Here is a 14,707-nt window from a genome sequence, read left to right as displayed (position 1 = left end):
GGCTTTAAAGATGCTTACGTTATCAGTGTTACTGCACCGAAAGATAAAAAATAGCTTACTTTCGCTAAGTTATAGACCATCTTGGTTATGACGCCTGTGTAGAGTTTACAACACTAACACTAGAATATTTGCCTAATGAGCTATATCTAAGCGAAATATCGCCGACAAATTGTAAAAAAAAATGGCAGTGAAGTCAAAATATTGCATCTGATGTTACTTGGAGAAGACAGCTGTTATCATGTCCAAAAAATTTAGCAAGACAACTTTATCAGTGGTGATATCGAGCAATGGCAAAGCTGTTTTAAACAAATTTATCTCTGTGACAGCAGGGCAACTGTCATTGTTTGCCCTGATGTTTATTCGTTGTAAGTTATTTTGATATTTTAGATTCTGAGATTAATCAACTTTTCGGCGTTTGCCACTTTCAGCACGTTTTTTGTTTTCGGTTTGGACATAAACAGTATCTGTAGTTGCCATGCTAGCATGACCAAGATCTTCTGAAAGATCCTTTAAGGCGCGACCTCTTTCAATTTCCATACTCGCACCTGTATGCCTCAACCAGTGGGTAGAAGCTTCTTTAAGTTTTAGCGCTCGGTTTTCACCTTCAACTTGCTTCATGTTTTGATAAGCCAAGTCAAAAACTTCCTGTACAATACGCCTTAAATGACGAGAACTCATGCCTCCTTGCCCGCGTATTTTTTCAACTAAAACGGTATTTTCACCATTCGCCGGGAGTTGAGAAAGTCCGCGAGACAATCGATACCGGCTTAGAAAACTCATAAAGTCGGGCGGTACTGTCGTATCACGAAGCTTACGGCCTTTACCAAATACCTTAAACCACCAGTTTTCATCTTCGTCTTGCCAAAAATGCCCCATTATAGGTGACCAAAATTCACGATCACTAAGCTCTGATACCCTTAGGAATAGGGTTTTTAATGCGGCAATAACGAATAAGTTTCGCTCACAAGACTGGTTTTCGTCTGCCATATCAGTGGCAGTATCCAGCAAATATTGCCACTGACTATTGGTTAAGCGTTTAACTTCTTTAACTTGAACGTCATTAATGAAATGTTTGCAGTCTTTTTTAGCAATTTGTGCAGGGTTACCGTAGCAAAGTTCTTCAGCCATTAAGTAGTTGTAGAAAACAATAATAGCAGTGAATGAAGAAGTTAATGTTTGTTGAGACGGACGATATTTCTTCTTATCAACATCTTTAATAACTTGACTTTTTGCTGCTTGAATTTTAAAAGGTTGCCAATGCTCATTAATGACAAAATAGCCGTTAGCTAATTTGAAGCGTTCTTGATTGCTGGTACCAATCCAGGTTACGGGTGGTTTCCAACAAAAATCAGCATATTGTAAGATGTCAGTTTTTCTTAATCTGTCTATGGGGGTTTTGTTTATAAAGAAACTCCAGAGCAGAAACTTTTCAATTTCATTGCGAAAACGATCGTAAGTATGGGCAGATTTATTTCGACCTGTGTAGGCTAAAAAATCTTTTCCCCAATGCCAATGTTCTAACCACCATACTTGAGGTCCAGATTCTATTTCAGACACAGAAATAGACTTAGAGTCTAATTCAGAGTCCAATGCAATGTCGGGTGTTAATAAAGTTTTAACGGTTGGATAATCTTCAAAGGTAAATTCACATAACTCAGGGTAAGTTGGAAATAATGGCTCAGGTCGATTTTTCAATACAGACATTAGCTAGCTCAATAAAATACTACGTGAAGCCACTATAAATGAACTACCCCACTATGTCCAATATTATAGAGTATCGGACATAGTGGAGGTGATTACAGGGCAGTCCTATTGCCCTGTAATCACCTCTTAAACTAAACATACTATTTGAACATTCCAGTCAATGCTTGCAAACGTATTCACATATTTTTAGTGGCCTGCTTTAACATTTTATGTTTTAAGTAAAACGGATTTACCAATATAACGCTGATTCACATTTGAATTAGCGGCTTTGTATTCCCTATAATAATTACCACTATTTTTGAGCGTGCGCTACGTGCATGAAATGTTTTATTGTGAGGCTTACCTCATTACTTTTGACGTAGCATCACGTTTACTGATGTAATTTGATTACCAAATAAGCCTATTTCACTAAAAGATGTTTTGAATGATTTCGTGTCATGGCATTCTACCGATATCAAGCCTTCTGTATTGCCGTCATCTAAAACTACAAATAATGAATAACTGCCTTCTGTGATAATTCATATATTGCGTTTAAACTTCCGTATCTGTAATCGCCCAAGCAACAGCAAAAAAACCTTTTCATGCTTCTCGGTTAAGTTAATTTTCGCATTATTGTACCGAACCTTTTATAAGTTATAATTAAATTAATTTTTCATCAACTTTTTTTATTACAAAATATCTTAACAAAAAATTGTTTAAACCTACTTTCTCTATGAAAAGCCAAGTAATTTTGGTGTTGCTCCTTCTTATCCATGATGAGATTAAAATAGTGTCTCGTTTTCACAAGGAACACCGTCTCTATCACCATCTATTTTTATGTTTGGAAGTAATACTCGGCTTCTGCGCGAGATGTTATTTAGCTGCAATACTGCCTGACGTCACACTAAAATCATGCATCGGTACTAAAAAAATAGCTTTCTAATAAGGAATACTTGGTTTTGAAATGTTTGGAATTCGCTGTGTGGGCCTACTTGAAGGTACTAAGCCTAATCGTTGAAATATAAATACACGAATTTCTGTTACCAGATGTATTAATACAAGATTATTTTTAGGCGACGAGGTCTTTCTATGAATACCAGGCTTATGTCTTTGTATCGCTTTAGCTGCTACATCTTCAATATGGTAGTTAATCGCTCTGGTTTTACCGTTACTTCATAGTAGATGAAATTACCTATTGAGGATTCCTGCTCATGCTTTTTAACTGTCTTTTGTACATCAGGGTTCCATTGCAAATGTTGTTTTAATCAGGTATTAATTTACTAATCCAATATGTATTTATGTATTTAAACATCATCTCTGTTGATGATGTCATTTTCATGTTTAAATAATATCAGTGATCAATTATATTTCTTTTTGCATTTAGTTTAAAAGATAAAATTAATATTATTGAACACCATAAAAAATATGGCACTAAGCACCCTTTTTAAGCTTCATCCATTACATAAGCACTTCTCTGTTCTCAACCAATATTTATGCTTATGATATTCATAAGCATAAAAAATTCTATTTTAATATATCAACATTCGTTACCAAAAATTCACTTTCTTTACGTGATGTCTCTTCGCTACAGTACCAAGATACTATAAGGGATATATCGATCAACATTTACCTAAATAACTCATTTAAATTGGCTTATAGCCCTTGACAACCTTATGTATATTATAAAAAATCGTCCACTTTAAACCTAAGCCGAAAGATATGATAAAAGAATGGGCGCTTGCTGAACCACCGCACTTAACCAAAAAAGTTGTTGCTAACTAAACGAAGTAGCTTTGTCGGTGACTCAGTAATTGTCCGCGTGAACTGACGTTTCAACATGCTCGGTAGAACTTCGCGTAGAATTTAGCCCCCTTTCTTTCGGCTTAGGTTTAAATTTGGGTTGCTTTGACTTTATTCAGACCTGTAAGGTTCGTGTTGTGTGTTGATTCTATATGTTTTTCAAGCTAGATGGTCACAGTGTTTGTGTAACATCACGTTAAAAAATATATTCTTTTGTTCTAACCCTAATCATAAAAATTATTTATATCGCTTTTAGATGCTCATTATAACCTTTAGTCATCAGAGTAGTTGTTGAGTACTAATAAAATCAATCAACCTTTAATCAGTTATTCCTCATGATATAAATAAACCGGCACTGACTTAAGAATAGGCTTTTCTTCAATCACCACTTTAAACGAGCTACGGGTATTTTTATTTTCTTTAATTTTATAGCGAACCTCAACATCGACATCTTTGACATCACCTTCACACAATAGATAAATAGGAGATGAAATCTTTTGTGTCAAAATACTTTTTTCTGATTCACTGCCATCTTTATGCTTTACTATGACTGGTTCATTTAGTTTAAAGTTACCGTCCATTGAGCTGTAATGTTTATCGTAATATAACGCGAAGCTTTTAAGGTGTTTATATTTATCCAAAGTTTCTCGGTCATATTTAGCTTGCTCTGAAGTAAATTGAGATAATAAGGCTTTAACATCTTCGTATGTTTTACGATAGTTTGGCCGTTGCCAAGTGCCACTGTATGAAATACGGCTATATTGCTGTTTATGCACATTCAAACGACGTTTAACTTGTTTAATATTGGCTCTAGGTCTGCCAATAGCGCGCAATAATTCTTTATTCATCGGTATCCAATTGCCATCAACTTTTGTTCTAGCGTCAACTGTTGAAGCTAGTAACTCACCAATAAGATGCTTTGTCTCATTGATATCCATAATGGTTTCTGCACATTCTGTTGGCAGTGCAATAACCGCGTGAAAAGTTTCCGTACTACCCGGCAACGCATAAGAACTGGGTGCATCGTTATACTCTAAAGCAAGAACTTTTTGTAAGGCTGTCACTATTTTATATTGTTCTGAAAACCCCTGCTCTTTTTCGTTGAACCTTTGTTCTTCTATAAATAATAATCGGCCATTAAATTTGCAGTAATTTACAAAGGTTTTTTGTGCTAGGTCTAAAGTAGCAAAATAGCTTTTAAGGCTTTGGCCTATTTCATCATAACGTTGTTCAAAGCTGATTTTTTGTTTTGTCATGGTCACTTGAGATGAGCTAAATAAGGTTTAAATGATATTACCAAAATACACTGTATAAATAAACAGTATCTGGGTAAAATTTAATTATGGCTAAGATAATAAATATAACCTCTGCAGAGGCAAATAATATTCTAACCTGTCTTAAAAATCATACTGCAATAGCTAAGAATACAAACTATCTCTTGATTACAAAGGCATGCTACCGAAAGACAACTAATCTGACTCAAAAGTTAAAACTAATTCCACTGATAATTAATTTTATAGTTTATAAAAACATCAAAATGTTAACTGTCTTACTAATTGGTGCACAGCTGGCACTCACTTTAAAACAGGTTAGTTATTTATAAAGGCTGCTGAACGGCAGGTGTCTAAACACATATAACAGTCGAGTATAAACTTAGCATCTTTGATCATAGCTCAGTAATTACCGTAACAAATACTGAGCTATGCAATGTCACCTGCACTATTTTTGTAACCATAATTCGATATCTTGACGATGGGGAATAGAGCCACTGTGCACATTTATTTCATCAATAATTATGGCCGGTGTACTCATTACGCCATAAGCCATAATTATTTCGGGATCAGTCACTTTATTTATTTGGATATCTATATTAAGTTCACTGGCTATTTTTGAAATTATTTCTACTGTTTTAATACATTTAGCACAACCCGTACCTAGTACTTTTATTTCTTTCATTAGCGTTTCCTCTTTAATGTAGACCTAAAATAACGCGTTGAAATTCAACGCTTAAATAAACGGTGTTAAAAAATTAAAAATCCAACCAATTAATGTAAAGGCGATAAGTAATAGCACAAAAATCACGGCTAATAAGCGCCACTGCATTACTTGCTTTAACAAAATAAACTCAGGAAAACTTGCCGCAACAGTGCTCATACAAAAGGCGAGTGTTGTACCAATAGGCAACCCTTGCTTAATTAAACCTTCCATAACAGGAATAACGCCAGTGGCATTAGAATATAACGGGATGCCAAGTAATACCGCAGCAGGAACCGACCACCACTGACCATCACCTAAATGAGCTTGAATCCAACCATCAGGCACAAAACCATGTAAAGCAGATCCTAAACCCACACCTATGATGACCCATTTCCATACGCGAGAGAATATTTCTAACATTTCTTGTTTGGCAAAAGCATGTCTTTCTTTTAGGGATAAAGCTGCTGTTCGTTTAGCTTTCTCTGAAGAAGTGTTTTTGCCTTGTGCTAAAGCTTTTGCAGCAAAAGATTGCAACCAACGTTCAGCTTTGATTGCATCAAGAAAAACGCCACCTAAAATACCTACCGACATACCCACAACAACGTAAAGCACCGTAAACTTCCAGCCTAATAAACTCAATAACAATAATACGGCTACTTCATTAATCAGCGGTGATGTAATGAGGAATGACATAGTTATTCCCACAGGAATACCCGCAGAAGTGAAACCTAAAAATACCGGAATGCTTGAACAAGAGCAAAATGGTGTTATTGCGCCAAAACTTGAGCCTAATAAATAACCAACACCTTTATGTTTATCGGCTAAATAATCACGAACACGTTCGATATTCATTGACGCTCTTAACAAGGCAATAGCGTAAATCATCACGAGTAACAGAAAAAAAATCTTAGTGGTATCTTCAATAAAAAAATGCAATGCGTCGCCTAACTTTGTTGCTTTTGACAGGCCGAATATATCAACAACTAACCACGAAGCTAAATCTGTAAATACTTGAAACATAAGCATTCCCTATTGGTTTACCTATAACTGATAAACTAAAAATCAACACAGTTAGTAAAGTTTATCCTTTAAAGATAGATATAAAGTGCTAAAACTAAAACATCGGGTAACAATAAATTTATCTAGCACAAAAAAAATAATGCCCTGCTAAGAAAAATGATGAAATAATAACTTAGGGTCTTTAAACAAGCGATGACCTCAGAAAATCGCCATTAACAATGGAATCATAACAAAGAAAAATTAACCAAATTATTTTTGAAATATACTCGCTTTACTTCATGAGTTATCTGGTTAAAAAAAAATGATGAGTTAACTGAGTGTCGATATTTCTTCTTGCAGTTTAAAGCGTACAAGTTCTGCTAAAGTTTTGACCTCAAGTTTTTTCATGACTTGTGAGCGGTGTACTTCAACTGTCCTTTCACTTATGCCAAGGTTATGGCCAATAACTTTGTTCATTTCTCCTTTTGCCACACGCTCAAAGATTTGCCGTTCGCGTTCAGACAGTAAGGCCAATTTTCTTAGTGTCATGCTACGATCATGTTGTTGCTTACTCCTACTAGCATCAATCAAAAGGGCTTGATTAATTCTGTCGAGTAAGTCTTGCTCTCTGAAGGGTTTGCGGATAAAGTCGAGCGCGCCTTGGCGCATAGCCTCAACCGCCATAGGAATATCGCCATGACCGGTAATAAAAATGATGGGTAGCGAAGCGCCATAATTGTTCAGTTGTTTTTGTAAGTCTAAACCGGTCATACGCGGCATGCGTATATCTAGAATAAGACAACCGCGCATTGTCTTGTCGTAGTCATCTAAAAAGTCAGCCGCATTGCTGTATGATTTAACTAATTGCCCAGTAGTTTCTAATAACAGGCTTAAGCCTTCTCGAATCCCTTCATCGTCGTCAACAACATACACTATTTGTTCTACTTGCATATTAGCTGTCTCGCTTAGTGGTAGGCAAAGTAAAATAAAAGGTCGCACCACAATTTTTATTATTAAAAAATTTAATCAATCCGTTATGTGCCTCTATAATCGCTCGGCTGATCACTAAACCCATGCCTATGCCCGTTTCTTTGGTGGTTGAAAAGGCTTTAAATAAACTGTTTCCAGCTTGCTCTGATATACCATCGCCACTGTCAACAATTCCAATTTCTAATTCATTACGGTTATTCATCTTAGCTTTTAAGAAAATTTCATTACCATTACGACAATTAATTGCACTCATGGCCTGCATACCATTGCGCAGCAAGTTTAATATAACTTGTTGAATTTGCATTACATCTATTGTGACCCCAGGCAGTTTTTTTGCAATAATTAGCTCTATTTTAATATCATAAAAGCGAGCTTCAGCTTGGGCGAGTTGAGCAACCTCAGTGATTAAATCATAGCAGCCTACCAATTTTTTGACCCGATTATGTGGCTTAGCCATTGACTGTATACGCTCAATAATTACACCAGCACGCTGCGCATGTTGACTTAATTTGTCAAACACCTCGGGAACACGTTCGTATTGACCACAAGCCAGCAAACGTTTTCCTGCTTGAGCAAATAAAGAGATTGCCGCAAGTGGCTGATTAATTTCGTGGGCAATGCCAGACGCTATTTCTCCCAGTGCATTTAAGCGAGCCAAATGCGCCAACTCTTCTGTCTGTAAACGAGCACAATCTTCAGCAATGCGTTGTTGATAGATATCACTCGAAATTCCCTCAATACGCACCTCATTTGCATCCATAATAAAGCGATGAGTAGTTCCCGCTAATTTTTGAAACAAGGTTGTTAAATACTTGGCTTTGTTTTTTAATTGCTGAGTTCTAATTCTGTATATCAATCCTTGATAGACCAACAGCCCAGACAATATGCTCAGTAACAAACTAATCGTTAAATGACGATTGAATTGACTGCCTTGAGCAAAGCTTAAAGTAAAAAGCGAATACCCTTCCCCTATGCTATGCAACAAAGTGGCATATTGAATGGCCATCACACCAAGTCCAGTTAATAAAGCCAGCCACAAAGCCACCGTCTGCGATAAATTTTGCAGAAAAACAGATAGTTGTATCAGGCGTGGTTCAGTCTTCATAAGGATCTGAATGAACTTGAAAATGAAATCAGTATATTGAATTTTAAACCCTGAGCCAATTGTGGTTATCCACATGTGCGTGCGGCAATCACCAATTGTTAAGGGAAGTTATTCGCTGATAAATTATAGATACTTATTAAATTATTGAGCATGTTCGACAAACACCATTAATTTAATTGGGCAAAATAAGCTAATACAAGGCCACTTAACCAAATAAGCAGCAGTAATTGCCGATGACTACATATTTAAGGAATATAAAGTGAAAAAAGAAAATTCGCAATATGATGCTATGGATAAAACGCTACATGCCGCCATGTCTAAATTGACGTCAGGGTTATCACCAAGCTCACTCATGGCGGCCTATGCTGATTGGGCTGTTCATTTAGCGTTATCGCCAGGTAAACAAGCTCATCTTATGGAAAAAGCGACGAGAAAGTCTACTCGACTCACAGGCTATCTTAGCGAGTGCGCAACACAGAAAGGTCAAAATCAGCCTTGCATAGTACCTTTACCCTTCGATAAACGCTTTAGCGACCCTAGTTGGCAAACGTGGCCATTTAATCTTTTATCCCAGTCGTTTTTACTCAACCAGCAGTGGTGGTCAAATGCAACAACCGATGTCAACGGTGTCACTCAACAGCATGAGAATGTGGTTGAGTTTGCCACTCGGCAAATGTTGGATATATTTTCACCCTCAAATTACTTGCTAACCAACCCGCAATTACTGGAACAAACTAAACAAGAAAGTGGCAAAAATTTAGTCCGGGGTATGAAAAACCTGATAGACGACATGCAACGCAATATAGGTAATAAAAAACCTATGGGTACTGAAGAATATACGGTTGGCAAAAATATTGCTGTTACCCCAGGTAAGGTGGTTTATCGCAACCACTTAATTGAACTAATTCAATATGAACCCGTAACAGAGCAGGTGCGTCCAGAGCCCATTCTAATCGTCCCGGCATGGATCATGAAATACTACATTCTTGATTTATCAGCTCAAAACTCGCTAGTAAAATACCTAACCGAGCAAGGATTTAGCGTGTTTATGGTCTCATGGAAAAACCCAGACCAAGACGACCGTGATTTAGGCATGGCTGATTACCGCAAGTATGGCGTTATGGATGCCATCGATACCATAGGTAAAATCACCAGTAAAGCAAAAGTCCATGGTATTGGTTATTGCTTAGGCGGTACTTTGCTTTCAATAGCCGCGGCTGCCATGTCTAGAGACGGTGACGATAGAATTCAATCACTTTCATTGTTGGCCACTCAAGTTGATTTTTCAGAAGCCGGTGAATTAATGTTATTCATTAATGAAAGCCAGGTTAGCTTTTTAGAAGACATGATGTGGGAACAAGGCTATTTAGACGCTAAGCAAATGTCGGGCGCTTTTCAATTACTGCGCTCAAATGACTTGATTTGGTCGCGCATGGTACATGATTATTTAATGGGTAAACGCACACCGGTTAACGACTTAATGGCGTGGAATTTCGACACCACTCGTATGCCGTATAAAATGCATTCACAATACTTACGTAAGCTATTTTTAGATAATGACCTGACTGAAGGTCGCTATCTTGTAGACGATAAACCCATTTCTATTTCTGATATTCGCGCTCCTGCATTTGTTGTTGGCACGCAAAAAGACCATGTTGCCCCTTGGAAATCAGTCTATAAATTTCATTTATTGAGTGATAATGACATTACCTTTTTGTTAACCAGCGGTGGTCATAATGCCGGCATAGTGAGCGAGCCTGGGCATCCACGCAGAAGTTACCAAATAGCCACCACTAAAAAAGATGCTAAATATACTGACCCAAACAGCTGGGAAGCTAAGCAAACACATCATGAGGGGTCGTGGTGGCCAGAGTTAACAAAGTGGCTGCATAACCATTCCAGTAAATTAACTGCCCCACCTACCATGGGTGCGCCAAACAAAAAAATTAGTGTACTGTGTGATGCTCCTGGCACTTATATATTGCAAAACTAAAAGCTTGAGGAAAATCAAGATGAAGATACTCGAAGGAAAACGAGGGTTAGTTGTAGGTATTGCCAATGAGCAATCTATCGCAGCAGGCTGTGCTAAGGCATTTTCATTAGCAGGTGCAAAACTCGCTATCACCTATATTAATGAAAAAAGTAAAGCCTATGTCGAACCCGTGGCAACTGAGGTTAACGCTGAAATGTTGTTACCACTGGATGTGCAAGATGACAGCCAACTTGATGCTGTTTTTCAGCGTATTGCTTCAACTTGGGGCGAATTAGATTTTATTTTACATTCAATTGCCTATTGCCCAAAAGACGACTTACATGGGCGGGTCACTGATTGTTCTCGAATAGGCTTTTCTCAGGCAATGGATATCTCTTGCCATTCTTTTATTCGTATGGCACGTAAAGCAGAACCTTTAATGAAAAATGGCGGCTGCTTACTCACGGTTAGTTACTATGGCGCAGAAAAAGTGGTCAAACATTACAATATTATGGGGCCAGTAAAAGCAGCGTTGGAGTCGTCGGTACGTTATTTAGCGGCCGAACTTGGCCCAGCAGGTATTCGAGTTAATGCGCTTTCTCCGGGCCCATTACAAACACGCGCAGCCTCTGGCATTGCTTTTTTTGACGAACTGATCAATGACGCAAGAGCGCGAGCACCTAAGCGCCAACTAGTCACTATCGAAGATGTAGGCAACATAGCCACCGGCCTTGTAAGTGACGCAGCTAAAAGTGTTACCGGCAATATTACCTTTGTTGATGCTGGTTATCACGTATTGGCTTAAACGAGAAAATATCATGGAATATATTGAAAACAAGACCTTTGATGAAATAGCTGTCGGCGACATAGCAGAACTTACTCGGGTACTTAAACCGCAAGATATTGAATTGTTTGCCGTCATGTCAGGCGACGTTAACCCTGCCCATGTTGACTTAGAATATGCAAAAGCGGATATTTTCCATAAAGTGATTGCCCATGGTATGTGGGGTGGTGCGCTTATTTCAGCCGTATTGGGTACGCAATTACCAGGTCCAGGTACCATTTATTTGAATCAATCTTTAAGTTTTCGTCGTCCGGTTAGCATTGGTGACAAGGTATTGGTAAGAGTAACAGTGAAAGAAAAAATTGCTGACAAAAAACAGGTCTTGCTTAAATGTGAATGCCTAAATCAGGACGGCGAGTGCGTTATCATAGGCGAAGCTAGGGTTATAGCGCCAAGCGAGAAAGTACGCCGACCCAGAGTGATATTACCTGAAGTGCATTTACATGAACACGGCGCGCATTATCAGAAACTACTTGAATCAACCAAAGATATTGCTCCCATTAGAGTGGCAGTGGTGCACCCTTGCGATGAAATATCATTACTCGGGGCCATTGAGGCGAAAAGCCAAGGTGTTATTGAGCCCATTTTGATTGGCCCTAAAGATAAAATTATTGCGGTGGCAGGCGAGGCTGGATGCAGTTTGGCTGGCATAAAAATAATTGAGGCACCACATAGTCATGCTGCAGCGGAAATTGCGGTTGAAGAAGTGCGAAAACATAATGTGGATGCCATCATGAAAGGTAAATTGCATACCGATGAATTAATGCAAGCTATACTACATAAAAGCAAGGGCTTACGCACTGAACGCAGAATGAGTCATATATTTGCATTAGACGTGCCCACTTACCATAAGCCACTATTTATTACTGATGCCGCAATCAATATTGCTCCTGATCTAAACGCCAAGCGTGACATTGTACAAAACGCTATCGATTTACTACATACATTAGGCATACCCCTGCCTAAAGTAGCGATTTTATCTGCGGTTGAAACGGTTAATTCAAAAATACTTTCAACCCTAGACGCCGCTGGATTATGCAAAATGGCTGACCGCAAGCAAATAACGGGCGGTATAATCGATGGACCCTTAGCATTTGACAACGCTATTTCAAAATCTGCTGCGGCGGCCAAAGAGCTGATATCAGAGGTTGCCGGTGACGCCGACATTTTAGTAGCACCCGACTTAGAAGCTGGCAACATGATCGCTAAACAGCTGATATATTTAGCGGGTGCAGAATCTGCCGGTATTGTACTTGGAGCGACAGTACCCATAATTTTAACCAGTCGGGCCGACGGAACGCTTTCACGACTTGCCTCTTGTGTGTTAGCTCAGCGCTATGTCGATTATACTAAGAAGACTATATAATGAACGATGCGATACTGGTTATTAACGCAGGATCGTCGAGCATCAAGTTTGCGCTTTATAGCTTTGCCACACCTAGTTCGCAGGTATTACTCAGTGGTAAAGTCGTCAATATTGGTCAAAAGCCGACACTTTATGCCATAGACGCTAAAGGCAGTGATTTAACCGACAACGACCTTGATGCATTTAATGATCAAACGACACATGGAGCGCTAATAAAATGGCTGCTTGAGTGGCTTAATCATCATGACCAAGGTTATAAAATTAAAGCTGTTGGTCATCGTGTGGTACATGGCGGTCGCGACTTTTTAACGCCAACAAAACTTACGGTCAGCATGATTGAACGCTTAAAAATACTGATACCACTGGCGCCACTGCATCAATCGCATAACCTTGCCGCTATTGAAGCCATTTCCAACTGGGCCCCTAAATTACCCCAAGTAGCTTGTTTTGATACCAGTTTTCATTCGACACAACCCAAGCTTGCAAAGCTATTTGCCCTACCGCGCGAATATAGTGACAAAGGCATTATTCGTTATGGATTTCATGGTCTTTCTTATCAGTATATTGCTAGCTGTTTACCGCAATATTTGGGCACACTTGCCACAGGACGGGTTATTGTCGCTCATCTAGGCAACGGCGCGAGTATGTGCGCCTTAAAGCAAAGACAAAGCGTAGCAACAACTATGGGCTTTACAGCGCTTGATGGTCTAATGATGGGGCAACGTTGTGGCAGTCTTGATGCCGGTGTTGTTATCCACCTTTTACGCCATTATAAAATGAGTGTCGATGACGTAGAACACATGCTCTATAACGAGTCTGGACTACTGGGGGTTTCGGGTATTAGCAGTAACATGCAAGTACTACAACAAAGTAACGACCCACAGGCAAAACAAGCCATTGACTTGTTTTGTTATCGCGCCGCTCGTGAACTTGCTGCTCTAGTTAGCACCTTATGTGGCATTGATGCCATTGTGTTTACTGCCGGTATTGGCGAAAAATCAGCCCCCATACGCGCACAAATTTGTCAGCACTTAACTTGGCTTGGGTTGATTTTAGATGAAAATAAAAATAATCAGAATAAAAGCGTTATTAGCCAAGGTGACTCAAGCGTTAAGGTGCTGGTAATACCAACAAACGAAGAAGTTATGATCGCCCAAGCGACCCAAAAATTACTCATAGGTCGCTAAACGAGTTACTTTAACAGCAATGAATACACGATCAAAGTCGCGTCTTCTGGATGAACTTTAGCAGACATCCCCAGACGTTCAGCTAATTTGCGTATGCGATTATTACTGCTTAGTTCAATTGAAAAAAGACGTTTTATATTATTCGCCTTTGCATGCTCAAACAACGAGTGCAGTAACACAGTCGCAACATCCTCATAGGGGTAATCATCTGCAACAGTTATTGCCATTTCACTTTCGCCCGGCACTTTGTCAGCCGAGTAGCGACACATGCCAATTTCTTTTTCGCCTTCTGCAGTGTTAATAGTCGCGATATAAGCCATGGTATCTACATAATCGATATTACTCAGCACATTCAACATTGAAGGCGATAGTTCTTTTATACCTTCAAAGAATCGTTCGTACTTTGTTTGCATCGATAACTTTTTTACAAAAGATGCTTCTAAGTGTTTGTCTTCAGGAGTGATGGGCCGGATGGTGATCTCAAGATCGCCAATAGCCACGTTTCTATGATCGCTGGTCAATTTTTCAGTCATGCTAAATCCTTTTGATACAAACTTAATTGTTTATGGTGATTGCAAGTAATGATAGAAGAATTTTATGACTTAGCCATTGGGGATTCCCTCTAAAACACTGTGGTTTGTACTTATACCAATAGGGATTACCTATTCTGAAGATTTTTATTTAAGACAATGAGCTGCATCTACAGTGATCATTTAGGTGCTTAGTGGGATAAGGTAGAGTTTGTTCGATCTCAACACTTAAAGCGCACATTACAAGCCAAATA

General features: G+C 38.7%; 11 protein-coding genes. 4 read left to right on the top strand and 7 right to left on the bottom strand.

Annotated elements, in window-relative coordinates; all coding sequences use genetic code 11:
- Window positions 1-396 precede the first annotated feature (396 nt).
- The 6 genes from H4J46_RS07050 to H4J46_RS07025 form a co-directional block, all read right to left on the bottom strand.
- Window positions 397-1,704, bottom strand: a complete 1,308-nt coding sequence (locus H4J46_RS07050) for a site-specific integrase (RefSeq protein WP_182232818.1) — start codon at window positions 1,702-1,704, stop codon at window positions 397-399.
- A 2,105-nt stretch (window positions 1,705-3,809) separates the two neighbouring features.
- Window positions 3,810-4,739 carry a hypothetical protein gene (locus H4J46_RS07045; protein ID WP_182232817.1) on the bottom strand — a complete coding sequence of 310 codons (930 nt, stop codon included), beginning with the start codon at window positions 4,737-4,739 and terminating at the stop codon, window positions 3,810-3,812.
- A 463-nt stretch (window positions 4,740-5,202) separates the two neighbouring features.
- Window positions 5,203-5,439: a thioredoxin family protein gene (locus H4J46_RS07040; RefSeq protein WP_182189492.1), complete on the bottom strand. Its 237-nt coding sequence runs from the start codon at window positions 5,437-5,439 to the stop codon at window positions 5,203-5,205.
- A gap of 51 nt (window positions 5,440-5,490) precedes the next feature.
- On the bottom strand, window positions 5,491-6,480 hold the full coding sequence (locus H4J46_RS07035) for a permease (protein ID WP_182232816.1): 990 nt from the start codon (window positions 6,478-6,480) through the stop codon (window positions 5,491-5,493).
- Window positions 6,481-6,789: 309 nt separating this feature from the next.
- Complete coding sequence (locus H4J46_RS07030; RefSeq protein WP_182232815.1) at window positions 6,790-7,410, bottom strand: response regulator transcription factor; 621 nt, start codon at window positions 7,408-7,410, stop codon at window positions 6,790-6,792.
- A 1-nt stretch (window position 7,411) separates the two neighbouring features.
- Entirely contained in the window at window positions 7,412-8,554 is a 1,143-nt protein-coding gene (locus H4J46_RS07025) for a sensor histidine kinase (RefSeq protein WP_182232814.1), read from the bottom strand.
- A 259-nt stretch (window positions 8,555-8,813) separates the two neighbouring features.
- Here H4J46_RS07025 and H4J46_RS07020 point away from each other — a divergent pair, with 259 nt between their 5' ends.
- The 4 genes from H4J46_RS07020 to H4J46_RS07005 are packed head-to-tail and all read left to right on the top strand — an operon-like array spanning window position 8,814 to window position 13,923.
- Window positions 8,814-10,547: an alpha/beta fold hydrolase gene (locus tag H4J46_RS07020; protein ID WP_310650212.1), complete on the top strand. Its 1,734-nt coding sequence runs from the start codon at window positions 8,814-8,816 to the stop codon at window positions 10,545-10,547.
- 19 nt (window positions 10,548-10,566) lie between these two features.
- Window positions 10,567-11,331, top strand: coding sequence for an enoyl-ACP reductase FabI (gene fabI / locus H4J46_RS07015; protein ID WP_220462967.1), 765 nt, complete (start codon window positions 10,567-10,569; stop codon window positions 11,329-11,331).
- 13 nt (window positions 11,332-11,344) lie between these two features.
- A complete protein-coding gene (locus H4J46_RS07010) occupies window positions 11,345-12,736 on the top strand; it encodes a bifunctional enoyl-CoA hydratase/phosphate acetyltransferase (RefSeq protein ID WP_182232813.1) in 1,392 nt (463 codons plus the stop codon).
- A complete protein-coding gene (locus tag H4J46_RS07005; protein ID WP_182232812.1) occupies window positions 12,736-13,923 on the top strand; it encodes an acetate/propionate family kinase in 1,188 nt (395 codons plus the stop codon). The genes H4J46_RS07010 and H4J46_RS07005 overlap by 1 nt, the downstream gene beginning before the upstream one ends.
- 5 nt (window positions 13,924-13,928) lie before the next feature.
- Here H4J46_RS07005 and H4J46_RS07000 read toward each other — a convergent pair whose 3' ends face one another.
- A complete protein-coding gene (locus H4J46_RS07000) occupies window positions 13,929-14,456 on the bottom strand; it encodes a GNAT family N-acetyltransferase (RefSeq protein ID WP_182232811.1) in 528 nt (175 codons plus the stop codon).
- Window positions 14,457-14,707: the final 251 nt, after the last annotated feature.

The sequence above is a fragment of the Colwellia sp. MB02u-6 genome (genome assembly GCF_014077095.1).
Lineage (GTDB): Bacteria > Pseudomonadota > Gammaproteobacteria > Enterobacterales > Alteromonadaceae > Cognaticolwellia.
Note: the sequence above shows the minus strand (reverse complement) of the source record. Positions and strands in the feature narration are given on the sequence as shown.

Coding starts and splice junctions, on each gene's coding strand:
- H4J46_RS07050 (WP_182232818.1), bottom strand. CDS start 1,704: ATGTCTGTATTGAAAAATCGACCTGAGCCATTATTTCCAACTTACCCT.
- H4J46_RS07045 (WP_182232817.1), bottom strand. CDS start 4,739: ATGACAAAACAAAAAATCAGCTTTGAACAACGTTATGATGAAATAGGC.
- H4J46_RS07040 (WP_182189492.1), bottom strand. CDS start 5,439: ATGAAAGAAATAAAAGTACTAGGTACGGGTTGTGCTAAATGTATTAAA.
- H4J46_RS07035 (WP_182232816.1), bottom strand. CDS start 6,480: ATGTTTCAAGTATTTACAGATTTAGCTTCGTGGTTAGTTGTTGATATA.
- H4J46_RS07030 (WP_182232815.1), bottom strand. CDS start 7,410: ATGCAAGTAGAACAAATAGTGTATGTTGTTGACGACGATGAAGGGATT.
- H4J46_RS07025 (WP_182232814.1), bottom strand. CDS start 8,554: ATGAAGACTGAACCACGCCTGATACAACTATCTGTTTTTCTGCAAAAT.
- fabI (WP_220462967.1), top strand. CDS start 10,567: ATGAAGATACTCGAAGGAAAACGAGGGTTAGTTGTAGGTATTGCCAAT.
- H4J46_RS07010 (WP_182232813.1), top strand. CDS start 11,345: ATGGAATATATTGAAAACAAGACCTTTGATGAAATAGCTGTCGGCGAC.
- H4J46_RS07005 (WP_182232812.1), top strand. CDS start 12,736: ATGAACGATGCGATACTGGTTATTAACGCAGGATCGTCGAGCATCAAG.
- H4J46_RS07000 (WP_182232811.1), bottom strand. CDS start 14,456: ATGACTGAAAAATTGACCAGCGATCATAGAAACGTGGCTATTGGCGAT.